This is a genomic window from Halopseudomonas sp. T1L2 (genome assembly GCF_055397385.1).
Genome location: NZ_AP040865.1, coordinates 247854 through 267291, shown reverse-complemented (window position 1 = coordinate 267291; position 19438 = coordinate 247854). Strand labels below are relative to the sequence as shown.

At 61.8% G+C, this 19438-nt stretch carries 17 protein-coding genes and 2 tRNA genes; 10 read left to right on the top strand and 9 right to left on the bottom strand.

From position 1 onward, the window contains the following. Positions 1-64 precede the first annotated feature (64 nt). Together ACZ5WQ_RS01280 and ACZ5WQ_RS01275 are read right to left on the bottom strand one after the other, a co-directional pair. A complete protein-coding gene (locus ACZ5WQ_RS01280; protein ID WP_088276834.1) occupies positions 65-244 on the bottom strand; it encodes a hypothetical protein in 180 nt (59 codons plus the stop codon). Between the two features lie 48 nt (positions 245-292). Next, a complete protein-coding gene (locus ACZ5WQ_RS01275) occupies positions 293-550 on the bottom strand; it encodes a hypothetical protein (RefSeq protein ID WP_088276745.1) in 258 nt (85 codons plus the stop codon). 242 nt (positions 551-792) lie between these two features. On the opposite strand from ACZ5WQ_RS01275, the gene rapA reads away from it, so the two are divergent. After that, positions 793-3630 (top strand): RNA polymerase-associated protein RapA, encoded by a 2838-nt coding sequence (gene rapA, locus ACZ5WQ_RS01270; RefSeq protein ID WP_285677847.1) that lies wholly within the window; start codon positions 793-795, stop codon positions 3628-3630. A 28-nt stretch (positions 3631-3658) separates the two neighbouring features. On the opposite strand, the gene ACZ5WQ_RS01265 is transcribed toward rapA, so the two are convergent. Together ACZ5WQ_RS01265 and ACZ5WQ_RS01260 are read right to left on the bottom strand one after the other, a co-directional pair. Continuing rightward, the gene (locus tag ACZ5WQ_RS01265; protein ID WP_464382971.1) at positions 3659-4840 is read right to left on the bottom strand and encodes a patatin-like phospholipase family protein; all 1182 of its coding nucleotides are present in this window, start codon (positions 4838-4840) and stop codon (positions 3659-3661) included. Next, on the bottom strand, positions 4840-5799 hold the full coding sequence (locus ACZ5WQ_RS01260; RefSeq protein WP_464382970.1) for a lipid A biosynthesis lauroyl acyltransferase: 960 nt from the start codon (positions 5797-5799) through the stop codon (positions 4840-4842). The genes ACZ5WQ_RS01265 and ACZ5WQ_RS01260 overlap by 1 nt, the downstream gene beginning before the upstream one ends. Before the next feature lie 213 nt (positions 5800-6012). On the opposite strand from ACZ5WQ_RS01260, the gene minC reads away from it, so the two are divergent. The 5 genes from minC (at position 6013) to ACZ5WQ_RS01235 (ending at position 9990) form a co-directional block, all read left to right on the top strand. Continuing rightward, positions 6013-6771, top strand: a complete 759-nt coding sequence (gene minC, locus ACZ5WQ_RS01255; protein WP_464382969.1) for a septum site-determining protein MinC — start codon at positions 6013-6015, stop codon at positions 6769-6771. 143 nt (positions 6772-6914) lie between these two features. Then, the gene (gene minD, locus ACZ5WQ_RS01250) at positions 6915-7724 is read left to right on the top strand and encodes a septum site-determining protein MinD (RefSeq protein WP_088276755.1); all 810 of its coding nucleotides are present in this window, start codon (positions 6915-6917) and stop codon (positions 7722-7724) included. Continuing rightward, on the top strand, positions 7724-7981 hold the full coding sequence (gene minE / locus ACZ5WQ_RS01245; RefSeq protein WP_088276757.1) for a cell division topological specificity factor MinE: 258 nt from the start codon (positions 7724-7726) through the stop codon (positions 7979-7981). The genes minD and minE overlap by 1 nt, the downstream gene beginning before the upstream one ends. A 42-nt stretch (positions 7982-8023) precedes the next feature. Then, entirely contained in the window at positions 8024-8659 is a 636-nt protein-coding gene (locus ACZ5WQ_RS01240) for an RluA family pseudouridine synthase (protein WP_233049294.1), read from the top strand. 35 nt (positions 8660-8694) lie between these two features. Beyond that, positions 8695-9990 carry a M18 family aminopeptidase gene (locus ACZ5WQ_RS01235; RefSeq protein ID WP_464382968.1) on the top strand — a complete coding sequence of 432 codons (1296 nt, stop codon included), beginning with the start codon at positions 8695-8697 and terminating at the stop codon, positions 9988-9990. Positions 9991-10153: 163 nt separating this feature from the next. Here the strand turns inward: ACZ5WQ_RS01235 and ACZ5WQ_RS01230 are convergent, their stop codons facing one another. Next, the gene (locus ACZ5WQ_RS01230; protein ID WP_464382967.1) at positions 10154-11107 is read right to left on the bottom strand and encodes an NAD(P)H-quinone oxidoreductase; all 954 of its coding nucleotides are present in this window, start codon (positions 11105-11107) and stop codon (positions 10154-10156) included. A gap of 97 nt (positions 11108-11204) precedes the next feature. On the opposite strand from ACZ5WQ_RS01230, the gene ACZ5WQ_RS01225 reads away from it, so the two are divergent. The 3 genes from ACZ5WQ_RS01225 (at position 11205) to ACZ5WQ_RS01215 (ending at position 16039) form a co-directional block, all read left to right on the top strand. Then, a complete protein-coding gene (locus ACZ5WQ_RS01225) occupies positions 11205-13301 on the top strand; it encodes a carboxy terminal-processing peptidase (protein ID WP_464382966.1) in 2097 nt (698 codons plus the stop codon). Positions 13302-13470: 169 nt separating this feature from the next. Continuing rightward, complete coding sequence (locus ACZ5WQ_RS01220; RefSeq protein ID WP_464382965.1) at positions 13471-15261, top strand: EAL domain-containing protein; 1791 nt, start codon at positions 13471-13473, stop codon at positions 15259-15261. Between the two features lie 49 nt (positions 15262-15310). Then, entirely contained in the window at positions 15311-16039 is a 729-nt protein-coding gene (locus ACZ5WQ_RS01215) for a substrate-binding periplasmic protein (RefSeq protein WP_338213008.1), read from the top strand. Positions 16040-16307: 268 nt separating this feature from the next. Here the strand turns inward: ACZ5WQ_RS01215 and ACZ5WQ_RS01210 are convergent, their stop codons facing one another. The 3 genes from ACZ5WQ_RS01210 to ACZ5WQ_RS01200 form a co-directional block, all read right to left on the bottom strand. Then, positions 16308-17009 carry an FKBP-type peptidyl-prolyl cis-trans isomerase gene (locus tag ACZ5WQ_RS01210; protein WP_088276772.1) on the bottom strand — a complete coding sequence of 234 codons (702 nt, stop codon included), beginning with the start codon at positions 17007-17009 and terminating at the stop codon, positions 16308-16310. A gap of 150 nt (positions 17010-17159) precedes the next feature. Then, positions 17160-17236, bottom strand: a tRNA-Asp gene (locus tag ACZ5WQ_RS01205). 15 nt (positions 17237-17251) lie between these two features. Further along, a tRNA-Val gene (locus tag ACZ5WQ_RS01200) sits at positions 17252-17327 on the bottom strand. 190 nt (positions 17328-17517) lie between these two features. On the opposite strand from ACZ5WQ_RS01200, the gene rdgC reads away from it, so the two are divergent. After that, entirely contained in the window at positions 17518-18435 is a 918-nt protein-coding gene (gene rdgC / locus ACZ5WQ_RS01195) for a recombination-associated protein RdgC (RefSeq protein WP_464382964.1), read from the top strand. Between the two features lie 379 nt (positions 18436-18814). Here the strand turns inward: rdgC and bamD are convergent, their stop codons facing one another. After that, positions 18815-19438, bottom strand: a complete 624-nt coding sequence (gene bamD / locus ACZ5WQ_RS01190; RefSeq protein ID WP_233049288.1) for an outer membrane protein assembly factor BamD — start codon at positions 19436-19438, stop codon at positions 18815-18817.

Here is a 19438-nt window from a genome sequence, read left to right as displayed (position 1 = left end):
ACTGCAGGTTAAGCCTTACGACATGCGGGGTTATTGACACGGATCAATGGCAGGTGTTGCCACACTAACGCGACTTCTTTCCTTTCTTGCGCTTCTTGCCACCGGCCTTGCCAGACGGCAACGGCAGCGCCCGAGAGAACGCATCACGCATAGCCTCCAGGCGAGCATCGTGGATATCGTGAATGCGTTGACGACGCGCCTCGGCAAAGTCGATTACAGCAGGGGTGTCATGTTTATCTGTCATCGCTTGACCTTCACGGACGATGTTGAGAGCCATCAGACTAGCATCGCCTCAGACTTCGATGTCAACCAGCAACCCCTTCTTTGGCAGATCCAGCTCGCGTTCCTCCGGCGGCTGCTCCTGCAGGGTATGCACGCGACGGCGACGACGGCGGCGGTCCGGCCAGCGCCCCTTGTCCTGACGGCGACGCTCAACCTGCTCAGTTGTGGCGTCGTGCACGGGCTCGGTGGCCGCGGACGGCTTGACCTCTGTTTTGGCCCTGAACGCATCATTTTGCGCTCCTGCAGGCGGCAAACCCGGAATCAGCATGATTGTTGAACCTCATCGCCCGGACGCCGGATTTCCAGCGTCAACACACACCACGTCTACAATGGTTATCGACTGTCAGACCAATAGGTTTACCCCTGTACTGTGTCATTGCGCACAAAACTGAGCAATTTTTAATCAATGCAAGATATTCAGACCGACCGGATCGGCGCAACACCGCGGTTTCGGGTACCCGGGCGATCGGGTAAGATATGCGCCCTTTTTTGCACCACCAGGAGAGCGGCATGACAGGTTTTACCCCCGGACAACGCTGGGTCAGCGACAGCGAATCGGAACTGGGTCTCGGTACGGTACTGTCGCAGGACGCCCGCCTGGTAGTCATGCTCTTCCCCGCCAGCGGCGAAACCCGCCACTACGCGCTGCGCAATGCGCCGCTTACCCGCGTGCGTTTCAGTCCGGGCGACAGCATTACCCACCACGAAGGCTGGAGCATGATCGTCAGCGACGTGGTCGAAGAGGATGGTCTGCTGGCCTACGCCGGCCTGCGGGACGACGGCACCCCGGCCGCCTTTGCCGAAACCATGCTGGACAATTTCATTCAGTTCCGGCTGGCCAGCGATCGTCTTTTCGCCAGCCAGATCGACCCCCTGCCCTGGTTCAGCCTGCGCTTTGAAAGCCTGCGCCATTTCTGCCGCATCCAGCGCTCGCCGCTGCTTGGCCTGGCTGGAGTACGCACCCAACCGATCGGCCATCAGCTGCATATCGCCCGCGACGTTGCCGACCGCATGGCGCCACGCGTGCTGCTGGCTGACGAAGTGGGGCTGGGCAAAACCATCGAAGCCGGCCTGATCCTGCATCGCCAGCTGCAGACCGGCCGCATCCGTCGCGTGCTGATCGTCGTACCGGAGAACCTGCAGCATCAATGGCTGGTCGAGATGCGCCGTCGCTTCAATCTGGAGTTCGCACTATTCAATGCCGACCGCTGCAACGGTGCCGAAAACAACCCCTTCGAGGAGGCCCAGCTGGCATTGGTCGCGCTGGAGTTCCTGCTGGAAAACGACAAGGCACGGGACTACCTGGACCAGTCCGACTGGGACATGCTCATTGTCGATGAAGCGCATCACCTGGTCTGGCACGAAGAGCAGCCAAGCGAAGAGTACACACTGATTGAAGGCCTTGCCCGGCGCACACCGGCGGTACTGTTGCTGACAGCGACCCCGGAACAACTGGGCCAGGCCAGTCACTTTGCCCGTCTGCGTCTGCTTGACCCGGACCGCTTCCACAGCCTGGAAGAGTTCATCAGGGAAACCGAGCGGTACCAGCCCGTTGCCGAGGCGGTACAGCACCTGCTTGAGGAAGACCAGCTGAGCGCCGAAGACAACGCCGCCATCTCCGGCTGGCTGGGCGACAGCGCCACCGGCCTGCTGGATAGCGTGAGCAAGGGCGGCCCTGACGCCACCGCCGCCCGCGAGAGCCTGATCCGCCAGCTGCTGGACCGCCATGGCACCGGGCGCGTGCTGTATCGCAATACCCGCGCTGCGATCTCCGGTTTCCCGGAGCGTCAGCTGCACGCCTACCCGTTGCCCTGCCCCGAGCAATATCAGGATCTCGAGGGCCAGGCCGCCCTGTATCCGGAGCAGACGATGCAGGCCGATCGGGACGCCGACGCCCCCTGGTGGCAGGCCGACCCGCGGGTCGAATGGCTGATCGACACCCTCAAGCTGCTCAAGCGCACCAAGATTCTGGTCATCTGTGCCCACGCTGAAACAGCACTCGATCTGGAGGACGCCCTGCGTGTGCGCAGCGGGATTCCGGCCTCCGTTTTCCATGAAGGCATGAGCATCATCGAGCGCGATCGTGCGGCGGCCTTCTTCGCCGACGAGGAGTTTGGCGCACAGGTGCTGATCTGCTCGGAAATCGGCAGCGAGGGCCGCAACTTCCAGTTTGCCCACCACCTGGTCATGTTTGATCTGCCAAGCCATCCGGACCTGCTCGAGCAGCGCATCGGCCGTCTCGACCGTATCGGCCAGCAGCACACCATCCAGCTGCATGTGCCCTATCTTGAAGGGACCGCCCAGGCGCATCTGGTCGAGTGGTACGACAGCGCGCTGAACGCCTTCCGCGCCACCTGCCCGACCGGCAATGCCCTGCAGCACCAGTTTGGCAGCGAGCTGCTGCAGCACCTGGACCATCCGCACCAGGACGGCTGGGAAAGCCTGATCGAACGTGCCCGCACGCAGCGTCTGGCGCTGGAAGAGGAGATGCACAACGGCCGTGACCGGCTGCTGGAACTGCATTCGCGCGGTCACAAGGACTCCGAACAGATGCTGGAGACCATCGCCCGTCAGGACAGTGACTTCCAGCTGCCTATTTATATGGAACGCCTGTTCGATGTATTCGGCGTCGACAGCGAGGATCATTCCGACAACGCACTGATCCTGCGCCCGGGCGAACGCATGCTCGATGCCGGCTTCCCGCTGGGTAACGACGAAGGCGTGACCATCACCTATGATCGCGACACGGCCCTGTCACGCGAAGACATGCAGTTCCTCACCTGGGAACACCCGATGCTGCAGGGCGGCATGGATCTGGTGCTGTCCGGCAGCATGGGCAACAGTGCCGTCGGCTTGCTGAAGAACAAGGCCCTCAAACCCGGCACCATGCTGCTGGAGTGTATCTACGTGTGCGAGGCGGTCGCCCCGCGCGCACTGCAACTGCAGCGCGTGTTGCCACCCACGCCGATCCGCTGCCTGCTGGATATCAACGGTAACAACCTGGCAGCCAAGGTCAGCTTTGACACGCTGGATTCGCAGGTCGAATCGGTGCCGCGGCAGCTGGCTGTGAAGATCGCCAAAACCCAGCGCGAGCCTATCGAGAAGCTGCTGGGCCAAGGGGAGCAGGCAGCGGCCGCGCAGCACCAGCAGCTGGTTGAAGCCGCACGACAGCAGCTGGGCAACGAGCTGCGCGAAGAGATTGAGCGCCTGAAGGCCCTGCAACAGGTCAACCCGCTGGTCCGCGATGAAGAAATCGGGGCGCTGGAGCAACGCCTGCGTGAGGGTGACCACCTGCTGCAACAGGCCAAACTGCGGCTCGATGCGATTCGCGTTCTGGTGGCTGGCTAAGGGCGGATCCGGCTGGCGCCGAAGCCGCTCAGGAGGCGTTCGGCACCAGACAGAGCAGCCCCAAAAAGCGCTGCAGGGCATCGCGCTGGGCCATCGCATCACGCCGGCCCAGCTCTATCAACTCGCGGGTGTAATCCGCTTCAAACAGCAGATAACTGACCACGCTGCCGCCTGATGCCCGGGTTGCACCGCTGCCGCGCAGGAAGGCCCGCAGGGAGCGAGGCAGCAGCTTGCGATGCCTGGCCGCGATCACATCCAGCGGTTCGCTCGGCGAAATGATCTGTACCTCAACCTGACGTACCCCCCTGCCCGACTGCCGTGCAGCGCTTGGCAGGTAACCGGCAAGCCGATTCATCCGGTCCAGCAGCTCGACATCCGCTTCAAGATTATCGACAAAGGTACTGTTCAGCAGATGCCCGCCGATCTGCGCCAGCGTTGGCGGCGCAGCAGCCCGCAGGCGCGGCCCGCGTCGCCCCCCTGGAGGATCGGCCAGATTGTCCGACACACCGATCACCAAAACCTTGTTGGCACCCAGATGCAGCGCCGGGCTGATGGGCGCCTGCTGGCGCACAGCCCCATCGCCGAACCACTCGCGGTTGAGCAGAACCGGGGGAAATACCAGCGGAATGGCCGACGACGCCATCAGGTGCTCCAGCCCCAGCCGCGTCTGCACCCCGACACGCCGGTGCCGGGACCAGGGCGCGATCCGCTCACGCCCCTGATAGAAATTGACCGACTCGGCCGACTGATAGCCAAAGGCGCTGACCGACACGGCCTGCAGCAGGCCGGCCTGCAGCGCTTCATCTATCTGTCCAAAATGCAGCGTCTGCTGCAGCAGAGCGCGCAGCGGAGCATTGTCCAACAAGGCGGTTGGTTGCTTGCTCGGAAAACCAAGCAGGTTGGCCTTGGTCCAGCGCCAGGCCTGAGCAGTCACCCCCGGCCAGTCGGTGCGGTACACCTGGTCACAGTGAAAACCGGACCAGACCGCATCCAGACGATTCACCCCTTCGGCAAAGTGCTGCGCATGGGTCGCCAGCGCCAGCGCATTGATGGCGCCCGCAGACGTGCCGCAGATGACCGGAAAGGGGTTCGCCGCGCCCTCCGGCAACAGCTCGGCGATGACCGACAGTACGCCGACCTGATAGGCCGCACGGGCACCGCCTCCAGACAGGATCAGCCCGGCGCAATCACTGCCGATGCGCGGATTCATCAGCTGCGCCGTGCCCGGCGCTTGCGCCGACGCCGCTTGGCATACGGCCGGCTTTGCCCTTCAGGCCGCGTCTTGAAGCGGCGATGCACCCACATGTATTGCTCAGGCTGCTCACGCACCGCCTGTTCAACCCACTGATTGATGCGCAGTGCGTCCGCGGTCTCGCTTTCGCCGGGAAAGTCAGTCAGCGGCGGATGCACGGTCAGCCGGTAGCCCTGTCCGTTTGGCAGCCGGGTCTGGGTAAAGGGCACCACCAGTGCCTTGCCCAAGCGGGCAAAGGTACTGGTCGCGGTAACGGTCGCCGCTTCAACCCCGAATAACGGCACAAAGACACTGGCCTTACGGCCGTAGTCCTGGTCCGGCGCATACCAGATTGCCCGGCCGGTGCGCAGCGAACGCATCATGCTGCGCACGTCCTCGCGCTCCACCGCCTTGGCATCAAGATTGTGACGCTCGCGGCCCCGGCGCTGCACGAAATCAAAGGCCGCGTTGCGATGCTCACGATACATGCCATCGATGGTTACCGCCTGCCCCAGCAGGGCAGCACCGATCTCCAGAGTGGTGAAGTGCAGCGACATCAGGACCACACCCTTGCCCTGGGCTGCAGCATTGGTCAAATGCTCAAGACCCTCGATATGCGCCAGACCAGCCAGCCGCTTGCGCGGCCACCACCAGGCCATGGCCATTTCAAACAGGGCGATGCCGTTGGAGGCAAAGTTCTCGCGCAACAGGCGCTCACGCGCAATCTCCGACATCTCGGGAAAGCACAGCGCCAGATTGGTGCGGGCAACCTCACGGCGCTCACCCATCAGATGGAACATGCCCCACCCCACAACCCGTCCCAGCGCCAGCAGCCAGCGGTACGGCAACTGGACCACCAGCCACAGCAGCCCCAGCCCAAGCCAGAGTAACCAGTAACGCGGATGCAGCAATGCTGCAGAGAAGCCCGGCCTTTCCATCAACGGATCCATTCAGCGAAAACGCACATTCTATGGCTTGTAGCCGCCTGATCGCCAGCCGCGATGCCCGAACGAAGCCAAAGCCTCGCCAGTCAGACCGAACCCGGCTTGCGATCAACCCACTCTATCTATATAAGGAAGCGCAGAACAGCGGGTACGCCCGCGGCCGCTCCGAGCGCCGGGGCGCGCCCCAATTTGCAAACTGGATTGATCATGACTGCTGATACTACCCTCGACCTGCTCGACAACGACCCGGTATTCCACCTCAAGGGCGGCATGCTGACGATGACGCTGGTCGAGCTGATTCGCCTGGCACCGGACCAGTTCGCCCGGCAGTTGGCCGAGAAGGTCGAGCAGGCGCCCAATTTCTTCGTCGACACCCCGGTGGTGATTGCCCTCGACAAACTGAACGAACCGCTCACCGACCTGACCTTGCGCCACCTGCTCAACCTCTGCCGTGACCACGGCCTGCAGCCGGTTGCCCTGCGCGGCGGCGAGGCGTTCCGCGAGCTGGCTCAGGGCGCCAATATGGTGCTGCTGCCCCCCGGTCGACAGCGTGAGCGCAGCCTGGATCTGCCGGAACCGGCGCCCAAGCCGGCGCCGGCACCCGCCGTCGAAGTCCCGCCACCTGCGCCGCCCGCCGCCATCGCCGGCAAAATCATCACCGAACCGGTTCGCGGCGGCCAGCAGGTCTACGCCCGCGGCGGCGACCTGATCGTCATGGCCCCGGTCAGTGCCGGTGCCGAGCTGCTCGCCGACGGCCATATCCACGTCTACGGGCCGCTACGCGGGCGCGCCCTTGCCGGTGTACAGGGCAACCAGGAGGCGCGTATCTTCTGTCAGAGCCTGGAAGCCGAGCTGGTTTCCATTGCCGGGCAGTACAAGGTGGCCGAAGATCTGCGCAAGCAACAATGGAAGCAGGCCGTGCAGATCAGCCTGGCGGGTGACAGCTTGAAGATCAGCGGGCTTTAACCGATACTGTCGAGCCAATCGGGGGCCCTCTTTCTCTGGTCTGTGACCGAGTTCCGCCGTAGCCATATTCCTTATCACCGCACCGGGAACCAATTGAGTCCGGTGCGCTCCACTATCCAGACAATTTCGACAGGAAGGTCATTTTGGCAAAAGTCATCGTTGTCACATCAGGCAAAGGCGGGGTGGGCAAAACGACCACCAGTGCCGCCATCGGTACCGGACTGGCACTGCGCGGTTTCAAGACCGTTATCGTCGACTTCGACGTGGGCCTGCGTAATCTGGATCTGATCATGGGCTGCGAACGCCGCGTGGTCTACGATTTCGTCAATCTGATCAACGGCGATTCCAACCTGAATCAGACCCTGATCAAGGACAAGCGCTCCGACAACCTGTTCATCCTGCCGGCGTCCCAGACCCGCGACAAGGACGCCCTGACCGTCGAAGGCGTTGAGCGTGTTCTGAACGAGCTGAAGGAAACCTTCGACTACATCGTCTGCGACTCCCCGGCCGGCATCGAGAAAGGTGCTCATCTGGCGATGTATTTCGCCGATGAAGCGGTTGTGGTCACCAACCCTGAAGTCTCCTCCGTGCGCGACTCCGACCGCATGCTGGGTCTGCTCTCGAGCAAATCCCGCCGCGCCGAGAACGGTGAGAAGATCAAGGAAAACCTGCTGCTGACCCGCTACAACCCCGAGCGCGTTGAAAACGGCGAAATGCTGTCGGTGTCAGACGTAGAAGACATCCTCTCCATCCCGCTGCTGGGCGTGATTCCCGAGTCACAGGCCGTTCTCAAGGCCTCGAACCAGGGTATTCCGGTGATCATGGACGAGAAAAGCGATGCCGGTCAGGCCTACAGTGACGCCGTCGAGCGCCTGCTGGGCAAGGATATTCCGCACCGGTTCCTGGAAGCACAGAAGAAGGGCCTGCTGCAGCGCCTGTTCGGAGGGCGTTAATGAGCATTTTCGATTATTTCCGCGATCGCAAGAAATCGACGCCCGCGTCGATTGCCAAGGAGCGCCTGCAGATCATCGTTGCCCACGAGCGTGGCCAGCGTAATCAGCCGGACTACCTGCCGCAGCTGCAGCAAGAAATCATCGATGTCATCAGCAAGTACGTTCCTATCGATCGCGAACAGGTACACGTCGCGCTGGACAATCAGGATGATTGCTCGATTCTTGAACTCAACATCACCCTGCCCGAACGCCCTTGAGCAAGTCGGTGCCGCCCGTCCGGGCGGCGCCGCGGATTTCCCATGCCCCTGACCCATATCGGCATCATTCATCAGGATCCGACCTTCCTGATCGTCGACAAGCCGACCCTATTGCTGTCTGTCCCCGGCCGCGCCGAGGACAACAAAGACTGCCTGATCACCCGCCTGCAGGAAAACGGCTACCCCGAAGCCCGCATTGTGCATCGACTGGACTGGGAAACCTCCGGCCTGCTGGTAATCGCCCGCAACCCCGACGCCCATCGCGAGCTGTCACGCCAGTTCCACGACCGCGAGACCGAGAAGGCGTACATCGCCCTGTGCTGGGGTCAGCCCGAGGGTGACGCGGGACATATCGACCTGCCGCTGCGCTATGATCCACCCAATAAACCGCGGCACATCGTTGACCACGAACTCGGCAAGCACGCACAGACGTTCTGGCGCGTGCTCGAGCGCCATCAGGACTACTGCCGGGTGGAGTTGACCCCCATTACCGGCCGCTCGCACCAGCTGCGCGTGCACATGCTGGCGATCGGGCATCCACTGTTGGGTGATCGCCTGTACGCCGAGGGTGCCGCTCTGGAAGCCTGCCCGCGCCTGGCACTGCACGCTGCGAGGCTGACCATCAGCCATCCGGAAACCGGTGAACGCATGGCATTCGAGAGCCCCTGCCCGTTCTGATCACGGGCCTGAATTCAACCTTGCAGGAGAACCTCATGCAGGACCAACAGCTTCAGGACCTGGCTGACTTTATCGCCAGTTCACCCACCCCCTTTCACGCCACGGCCACCCTGCGCGAACGCCTGGTTGCCGCCGGCTTTAAAGCCCTGAACGAGCGTGAAGACTGGCAGTTGAAAGCGGGGGGACGCTATCTGGTCACCCGCAACGACTCCTCGATCATCGCCTTTCAGCTCGGCGCAGACGGCGCCCTTCGCAGCCGCGGCCTGCGCCTGATCGGCGCCCACACCGACAGCCCCTGCCTGCGGGTCAAGCCGCAGCCGGAAAAGGACCAGCAAGGCCTCTGGCAACTGGGCGTGGAGATCTACGGCGGCGCCCTGCTCGCCCCCTGGTTCGACCGCGACCTGTCGCTGGCCGGCCGCGTGACCTTCCGCACCGCCGATGGCAGGCTGACAAGCCGCCTGATCGACTTCAAGCGCCCTGTCGCGGTCATTCCGAACCTGGCGATCCACCTCAACCGTGGCGTCAACGACGGTCAGCCGATCAACCCGCAGACCGACATGCCGCCGATACTCGCGCACAGTCTGGATGGCGGCCGCGATCTGCGCGCCCTGCTCGCGGCCCAGCTGCAACAACAGCACCCCGATTGCACCAACGTTGCCGTGCTGGACTACGAACTGAGCTTCTACGACACCCAGCCACCGGCACAGATCGGCCTTGAGGGTGACTTTTTCAGCGCCGCCCGGCTGGACAACCTGCTGTCCTGTCACGCCGGCCTGCAGGCACTACTGAACAGCGATGGCGAGCAGCCGTGCCTGCTGGTCTGCACCGACCACGAGGAAATCGGCTCCTCCTCCTGCTGCGGCGCCGACGGTCCCTTCCTTGAAGACGTCCTGCGCCGCCTGGTGCCGGACGATGCCGAGCGCATTCAGCTGATCCAGCACTCACTGCTGGTCTCGGCCGACAACGCCCACGCCGTGCACCCGAACTTTGCCATGAAGCATGACGAAAACCATGGCCCCAAACTCAACGCCGGCCCGGTCATCAAGATCAACAGCAACCAGCGCTACGCCACCAACAGCGAAACCGCTGCGTTCTTCCGCCACCTTTGCGCCAGTGCAGACGTCCCGGTCCAGGCCTTCGTCGTGCGCAGTGACATGGGCTGCGGCAGCACCATCGGCCCAATCACCGCGAGCCGTCTGGGCGTGCGCACTGTCGACATCGGCGCACCGACCTTTGCCATGCACTCGATCCGGGAACTGGCCGGCAGCCGCGACCCGGGCTATCTGATTACCGTACTGACCGCCTTCTGCAACAGCGCACAGCTGATCTGAGCGCTGCCCCTTCGCGGACACGCTGCGCTGTAGGGCGGACTAAGCGCAGCGTGTCCGCGAAAGCCCCATCACAACAAGCGCTGGCAGACTCCCGCACAGCACCACAAAAAAGCCCCAAGCGTCAGCAACGCCTGGGGCTTGTTGTGGCTCGGAGCGCGGACAATCAGTCTTCGCGCACCAGAATCACCTTGCCGATCACCTGATCACGCGCGAGCTCTTCAAACGCAGCAGTCGCATCGGCAAAACCGAAGGTCTTTGCCACCATCGGCTTGAGCTCACCGGATGCAAACTGGGGCATCAGGCGCTGCTCCATGTCGGCCAGCAGGGTGGCCTTGAACTCGGCATCACGGGTGCGCAGGGTTGAGCCGATCAGACTGATGCGCTTGGCCAGCACCTTGGCCAGATCCAGCGTCGCGTCGCGGCCGCCCATCAGACCAATCAGTACCCAGCGCGCATCCAGCGCCAAGAGATCCAGATGATCAGCAGCGTAGGTAGCGCCGACCGGATCAAGCGCAACATTGAACGGACCAAAATCCTTCAGCGCAGCAATCCCGCCCTGACGCAGCACGCCACCCTCGGCACCCAGTTCAACACAGGCATCCAGCTTGTCCTGACTGCCGACACTGACCCAGCAGGGGTTGCCCTGCGCCTTGCACAGCTGAATTGCCGCAGTGCCCACGCCACTGGCACCGGCGTGAATCAGCACCTTCTCGCCCGGGCGCGCATTGCCCAACACAAACACATTCAACCAGGCGGTGCTGAACACCTCCGGAATGGCTGCCGCCTCGGCCCAGTTCAGGTTGTCCGGCACCGCCAGCAGATGGCGCTGGTCAACCACCACTTCTTCAGCCATACCGCCGCCGGCCAGCAACGCACACACGCGATCACCGATCTTCCAGCGCGCCCCTTCGGTTACCTCAATCACCTCGCCGGCGCACTCCAGGCCCAGCACACTGGTTACCCCGGGTGGCGGTGGATACATACCCGCTTTCTGCAGCAGGTCGGCGCGGTTCAAACCGGCGGCCATCACACGAACGCGAACTTCGCCAGATTTCAGCTCTGCAGCAGGCTGGACCTGCCAGGACAGCTCTCCGCCCTCAGCTTGCAATCCTCTCACGCTACCTCCATAGTTCATTCAATAGTGGCCATACGCGGGAACTCTGCGCTCCCGTCGGAACTCCAAAAGCATACTCTCTCCGGACACGATACCCCAGATGAAAGGTTTCCCTCTCCTGCGCCAGTCCTGTCTCATTGCCCTGCTGAGCTTCAGCGGCAGTGTGCTCTCGGCCGAGCAGAATCAAGCCCTCGACCTCGATTCACTGCAGCCGACCCGGGATCAGGTCATTGCCAGCCTGAATACCGTCGAATTACTGCGCCGCCACCACTACAACCGCATTCGTCTGGACGACGATCTGTCTGCCCAGATCTATGACACCTATATCAAGCAGCTCGACCCCCAGCGCAGCCTGTTTACCCAGCAGGATATCGATGCCTTCGCCGGCAATCGTCTGCGCTTCGACGACCTGCTGAAGGCTGGCGATCTGAGCGTTGGCTTCGCCATGCACAAACGCCAGCTGCAGCGCGTCCAGCAGCGTCTGGCCTTCACCCTGGACCTGATCGACAACAAGCTGGACACGCTTGACTTCAGCAGCGACCAGGAGATTCTGGTTGATCGCGAAGACGCGCCCTGGGTCGCTGACGATCAGGGTCTTGAACAACTCTGGCGCGCACAGGCCAAGGACGAGGTACTGCGCCTGAAGCTGGCTGGCAAGGACATGGCCGGAATCAGGGAGCTGCTGGGCAAGCGTTACCGTGGCCAGCAGATCCGGATCAACCAGACCCGCTCCGAGGATCTGTTCCAGAGCTATATAAATGCCATGGCCCAGGTCTACGATCCGCATACCCAGTATCTCTCGCCGGAGAACGCCGAGAACTTCGACATCAACATGAGCCTGTCGCTCGAGGGTATCGGTGCGGTACTGCAAAGCGACAACGAATACACCAGGATCGTGCGCCTGGTACCGGCGGGGCCTGCACAGCGCAGCCAGCAGCTGGCAACCAGCGACAAGATCATCGGCGTAGCCCAGGGTAACGACGACATGGTCGATGTGGTTGGCTGGCGCCTGGACGAAGTCGTCAAGCTGATCCGCGGCCCCAAAGGCTCGCCCGTGCGCCTGGAAGTCATCCCGGCCAGCAACCCGCCGGGCGATCTGACCAGCAAGGTAATCCAGCTGACCCGCGAAGCGGTCAAGCTGGAGGATCAGGCTGCCAAATCGTCAATCATCACGATCAACCAGCAAGGCCACGATTACCGCATCGGCGTGATCGAGGTGCCCGGTTTTTACATCGACTTCAAGGCCTACCGCCAGGGTGACCCCGACTACCGCAGCACCACCCGTGACGTGCGCCGCCTGCTTGGCGAACTGAGCACCCAAAATGTGGACGGCGTCGTGCTGGATCTGCGTGATAACGGTGGCGGCTCACTGCAGGAGGCAACCGAGCTGACCGGCCTGTTCATTGACCAGGGCCCCACCGTGCAGGTGCGCGACAGCCAGGGTCAGGTTCAGCAACTGGACGACCCGGAAGCCGGTATCGCCTACAACGGCCCGCTGGCGGTACTGGTCAACCGCCTGTCTGCCTCGGCCTCGGAAATTTTCGCCGGCGCGATGCAGGACTACGGCCGCGCACTGGTCATCGGCGAGTCCACCTTCGGCAAGGGCACCGTGCAATCAATCCAGCCGCTCAACCACGGTGAACTAAAGCTGACCCTGGCCAAGTTCTACCGGGTGTCCGGTCAGAGCACCCAGCACCGGGGTGTGGTACCGGACATCAGCTACCCGTCGCTGCTCGACAGCAAGGAAATTGGCGAAAGCGCCCTGCCCCACGCGATGCCATGGGATACCATCGCGCCGGCGCGCTTCCGCGCCAGCAGCCAGTTGCAGCCGTTTATCTCGCAGCTGCAGAAACAGCACGAGGCGCGTGCAGCGAAGGACCCGGACTTCATCTACACCCTGGCCCGCATCAACCTGGATGCCGAGATTCGCGCACAACAGACCGTGCCGCTGAATGAAGCCAAGCGCAAGCAGCGCCAGGACGACTATGAGGCCCGCCTGCTCGCACTGGAAAACCAGCGACTGACTGCGCGGGGCGAAGAGCCGCTAAGTACGCTGGAGAACCGCGACCCGCTGCTGGAGCCCGACCACAGCGAGGAAGAGGAAAACCCGGCACAGGACGATGCCTTCCTGGTCGAGACCAGTCACATCCTGCTCGACCTGCTGCAACTCGAGCATCAGGTCGCGACCGTCGACTGACCCCCTCCAGCCGCCATCCGATGGCCCATGCCGTCGGATGGCCATCATACTGTCATCCTTCTGTCACACCCCAGTGACACACTTGCGTGGTCAGGACGAATCCCGCGCACGCCTCTAGCGCGAGCCCGGGCGGCCAGGTACGGCCACTTTCATTTGCCTGGGAACCTCTATGACCGTGTCCGAACAACGTCAGGCCCTCATCTCCATACTCAACCGCGGCGCGGTCACCAGCCTGTTTCAGCCGATCGTCTCGACGCTGGAAGAGCGTATTGTCGGTTTTGAGGCGCTCAGCCGCGGTCCGTCCGACAGCCCGCTGCACTCCCCGGTCACCCTGTTCGCCGCAGCCCGCCACCACGGCATCCTGACCGAATTGGAGATGCTCTGCCGGGATCGCGCCGTCAGCCGCTTCTGCAACCTGAACCTGCCGGGCAAGCTATTTCTCAATGTCTCGCCGGAGAGTCTGCTTGAGCATCAGCACTACCCGGGGCGGACACTGGAGATTCTGCAGCGCAATGGACTCAAGCCTGACCAGGTCGTCATTGAGCTGACGGAGCAGGCACCTATCGAGGACCTGTCACTGCTGCGCAGCGCATTGCACCACTATCGCGACATGGGATTCTCCATCGCACTGGATGACCTTGGGGCTGGCTATTCCAGCCTGCGCCTGTGGTCAGAGCTGCAACCGGAGTTTGTGAAGATCGACCGCCATTTTATCGATGGCATTCACCGAGACCCGGTAAAACGGGAGTTTGTCGCCTCCATCCTGCATATGGCCAAAGCGTCCCGTGCCTGCGTTATCGCAGAGGGTATCGAGCAGCCCGAAGAGCTGGCAGTACTGGAGGACATAGGCATCGACTGGGTTCAGGGCTACCTGCTCGGACGCCCAGACAGCCACCCGCGCGTCGACGAAATCCAGCTAGGCGAGCGCATCGGCCAGAGTCCATCCAGCGTGGTGGATGACGCACCGATTCACAGCCTGCTGCTACCCATACCGGGCGTACCGGACGACACCAAAGTACAGACCGTCCTCGACAGCTTTCAGCAGCAGCCAACCCTCAACACCCTGGCGATCATCAATGAGCAGGGTCACCCCGTCGGCGCAGTGCAACGGCATACCCTGAGCCATATCATGCTCAAGCCCTTTGCCCAGGAAATCCACAGCCGCAAGCCGATTCGACAGTTGATGGACCCCGACTGCCTGATCGTCGATATCCGTCAGAGCCTGCAACGTGTCAGCCGACTGCTGACGAGCCGCGCGCGCCAGCGCCTTGAGGATGACTTCATCATTGTCGATCAGGGTATTTACAAGGGACTGGGACGCGGGATCGACGTGCTCCGTCAGATCACCGAGCTGAAACTGCAGCAGGCAAGACACGCCAATCCGCTGACCCTGCTGCCTGGCAATATACCGATCCAGCAGTGCCTGCAACGCCTGCTGGAGCGCGGAGTCGATGCGCAGCTGTGCTATATCGACCTGGACAACTTCAAGCCCTTCAACGACCTGTATGGCTATGGCAAGGGTGACGAAATCCTGCTTGGCCTCGCGCAGCTACTGCGCGAGCTCTGTGATCCGCGTTGCGACTTCGTCGGCCACATCGGCGGCGACGACTTCATCCTGGTAATGCAAAGTGACGACTGGCGGGAGCGCCTGCATAGCCTGGATAACCGTTTCCAGCAGCTATGCCGCACCCTTTACCGGGCCGAGCACCTGCAAAGCCGGAGCTTCACCGCACCCGACCGGGAAGGCCGCTGGCGCAGCCATGATCTGCTGAATCTGTCGATCGGCATTCTGCCCCTGATTGGAAGCCGCGCTCGCCAGTTCGACCCGGCACGTCTGGCCGAACTGGCGTCCAGGGCAAAGCACGAGGCAAAACGGCAGCGGGGCTTCAGCCTGGTCATTCAGGATCTACCGATTGACGGTCTCGACGGCAGCGAGCGACACCTCAATCTGTGTAGCTGAATACCGGCGTTGATCTATGCTTAGGTAAGTCCAAGATACAGGTCATATCGTGAGGCTGATACCAATCTATCTGGGGGCGCTGTTGCTGCCGTGGTCGGCTTCCAGCCTTGCCGCCCCCATCAAATGGGGCTTCTCGCCTTCAGATCCGCCTCCGTATGTGGTGATGGACGGCGCCAGCCTGCAATCCAGCCTGACCAAAGACCTTGGTCAGCTGGTAGCCAATGCTACTGACCGCTCAGTGCAGTTTATCCCGGTACCCAACAACCGGATCGACGACGCCTTCAACCGACGGCAAATCGACATTATCTGCAATACCCAACCCTCCTGGCACACTCACCCCGAGCAGATGCTCTGGAGTGAGGTGCTGTATGAGGACGCTGACGTCATCGCCACGCGAAGCACCAGCCAGCCCCCCTCCAGCATAAATGACCTCAGGGGGGCTATGGTGGGTACCACACTGGGCTACCACTACAGCAGCAAGCTCACGGACGCGTTCGAGAGCGGCCAACTGACTCGCCACGACGTCCGCGATCTCAATACCCGCATCAAGATGCTGGAACGCCGCCGTCTAGACGCGACCGTAGAACTGCGTCGGCCGTTGCAGCACTATCTGCTTGGCAAGCCGGCCGGCATCCGCATCAGTGACTGGGAAATCGAACGCTTCGCCCTGCGCTGCGCCACGCCGAGACAACCGGAGGACCACCGACGGTTGATTGATGCCATTCATCGCCTGCTGGATGAGGGGCAGATCACCGACCTGGTAGACCGCTACCAGTAACCTCGAGGTTACCCACAGCTTCTGTGGATAAGTCTGTGAAGAAAATCAGGAAAAGTCGCTCAAACGCCCGTTTACATGCGCCTGCAGACAAACCGCGCACATTTTAACCAAAGCAAAAAATGCAGTTTTTTCAGCGAGTTAGCGAGAAGAAGCGGGATCAGAAAAACAGCGGAAAGTAAACAGCGGACGTTACCGAAGAATGTGCATAAAGGTAACACGGGAACACCCGGAGGCCTTGCACCGGGCATTCCAACGTGTTACCGCGCGCTTACTCGCCGCGCGGCTTGATCGACATCAGTTCCATGTCGAACACCAGAATGGAGTTCGGCGGGATGACCGGACTCGGGCTACGCGGACCATAGGCCAGCTCGGCCGGCACGGTAACAGTCCACTTGTCACCAACGTGCATCATCTGCAGCACTTCAACCCAACCCGGAATCACACCAGCCACCGGCAGCTCGGCCGGTTCACCACGCTGAACGGAGCTGTCGAACACGGTGCCATCAAGCAGGCGACCTTCGTAGTGAACGACAACCACGTCATCAGCCTGCGGCTGCGGACCGTCCGCATCACCGGATGTCACCACCTCGTACTGCAGGCCGGAGTCGGTTTCGGTCACGCCGTCTTTGGCGGCATTCTCTTCAAGATACTTCTTGTTGGCATCCAGCGCTTCCTGGGCCAGCGCCTCGGCGCGCTCCTGGGAGCGCTGCTGCAACTCGTTGAAAGCGTTAGTCAGTTCTTCATCGCCAACACGCTGCTCCTGACTGCCCAGGGCATCCTGCAGGCCCAGCGCCAGCGCTTGCGGGTCGATATCACCCAAACCGTCCTGCAGCAGACTCTGACCCATGTTCAGGCCGATGCCGTAAGACGCTTGTTGAATGGGAGTAGTGAGTTCCGGTTCATCCTTGTTACAACCGGCCAGAGCCAGAGCCCCGACTGCAATGCTGACTGCCAGCAGATTACGCTTCATGCTTACCTCAGTAGACAAGCCCTTTACGGGCGAAAAGAAGCGCCAGCTTAGCAGGGCTTTAAACGTCCGGCTACCGGAAGAAACGGGAATGTGAACAGGTACGGAACGTACCGGATAAAACCTGAGGGAAGATACTGCAGGAGGGGGAAATGGCGCAGCGGACGGGACTCGAACCCGCGACCCCCGGCGTGACAGGCCGGTATTCTAACCAACTGAACTACCGCTGCGCTATTCTTCTCGAGTGGTGGGTGATGACGGGATCGAACCGCCGACCCTCTGCTTGTAAGGCAGATGCTCTCCCAGCTGAGCTAATCACCCGTTTGCTCTCGAAGTGGTGCGCATTCTAGGGAGCTTTTTCGGTTCTGGCAACACCTTTTTTAAAAAAAATTCAGGTTATTTCAATATCTTATTTGGAGGCCGCGGAAACACTGGCTGCCGGCGGTCTGCTGGGGCAATATTGGCCGTTTTCTCGGGCAGCCCTGCCCACGGCAACAGAAGGACAGCACCCATGTGGTTTCGCAATCTGCTTATCTACCGTTTCAGCCAACCCGTCCCCTTCAGCGAATCCCAGCTGATTGAGGCCCTTGAGCAGAAGCCCTCGCGCCCCTGCGCCAGTCAGGAAACCCACACCCTCGGCTGGACCACGCCCTGGGGACGTCACTCGGAAAACCGTGTAGAAGTCAGCAACGGCTACTGGCTGATCGCAATGCGCAAGGAAGAACGCATTCTCCCGGGCAGCGTCGTCAAGGAGGCGCTGGCAGAGAAGGTCGAGGAAATCGAGAATCGTGATGCGCGCAAGGTGTACAAGAAAGAGCGCGACACACTGAAGGACGAGATCGTGATGTCCCTGCTGCCTCGGGCCTTCACCCGCACCCAGACCACCTTCGCTTGCATCTGTGCGGCTGAAGGCTGGATTGCGGTAGACAGCTCCAGTCACAAGCGCGCCGAAGACCTGCTCAGCCTGCTGCGCGAATGCACAGGTTCACTGCCGGTGCGGCCGCTAAACGTCAAGATCGCACCTGCCAGCTGCATGACCCAGTGGGTGAAAGACAACCAGGCGCCGGAACAACTGCAGATCGGCGACGAGTGTGAACTGCGCGACACCTCTGAGGACGGCGGCGTAGTTCGCTGCAAGCGTCAGGATCTGGCCAGCGACGAAATCCAGCTGCATCTGAGTACTGGCAAGCAGGTCAGCCAGCTGGCGCTGCAGTGGCAGGAAAAGCTCAGCTTTGTGCTTGATGACAAACTGACGCTCAAGCGCGTCAAGTTCGAAGACCTGCTGCGCGAGGAAGCGGACGACAACGCCGGCGATGACATGGCCAGTCAGCTGGATGCCAGCTTCACCATCATGGCCAGTACCCTCAGCGAGCTGCTGCCGGCACTCACCAATGCGCTGGGTGGCGAGGACATCCCGCAGGGTATCTGAACCCTCTCCCTCCCTTTGTCGCCCCCCCCTGTGCGGGGCGACACCCCCAGCCCTTGGGGCGTACATCAATCTATCCACAAAACCTGTGGATAACAGTGTGGACAGCCTGCCGAAAAGTCGCCTCAGGGTATATGGAACGGGGCCACCACTTAAAATGGTTATTTTTTAACCTATTTTTTTACCTTTAAAATCAATAGCTTACGATATGGCATGAGATTTCAGTGACTTACAGCGGCTTTTGACAAAGAGATGACAGGAGTCTCGCCGGCTGTGCACAATCAAAGGGCAGGAGCCCGCCTCCAGACCAGCTCCGATGCGCCATTTCAACGCATCGGCCCTGCCCCGAACCGCGGCAAATGATCGTCTGCAGACAGAGATGTCAGCCTTGATTGTCAAGCAGCCAGGCGGTTGCGTCGGCCGCTGCTGCGCTGCGCGGATAACCTCTCTGCACATAGCGCATCCGAGCCTTGGCGCGAGCCAGATCCCCCCGTTCCTGATCCAGTACGGCAAGATCGTATTCAGCCCGGGCCATACCCTCAAGGACAGCCTGTACCCGAGGCACCATCTCGGCCCGGTATCCCGACTGGGGATGGGCCCTGACAAACCCGGTCAGTGCGGCATGGGCCTCCCGACCGAGTTGCAGCTGCAGCTGACTGTCACCGCGCGCGAGTTCGAAGCGGGCATAGGGAATCAACGCTGCCAGGTACGCGGCATAATCAGCCTCGCTGACGGCCTCGCCTTGCTGCCGGTAGCTGTCCACGAGAACCTGCGCCACATCGAGCCGGGCAAGGGTCAGGCACTGGTAGGCCGCCTCAAGCAGGACCGCCGGTTCCCCAAGAGACTGCACCTGCTGCGTGAGTGCGGTATCACATTGCCCCATCGCCAGTCGCGCCCGGACATCGGCCAGCGCCGCCTCCTGGCCCTGTGAGCGCACCTGATTGCCGGCGCAGCCCGTCAGGCTCAGTGCCAGAACAATCCAGCAGCCCATTCGAGTTGTCTTCAT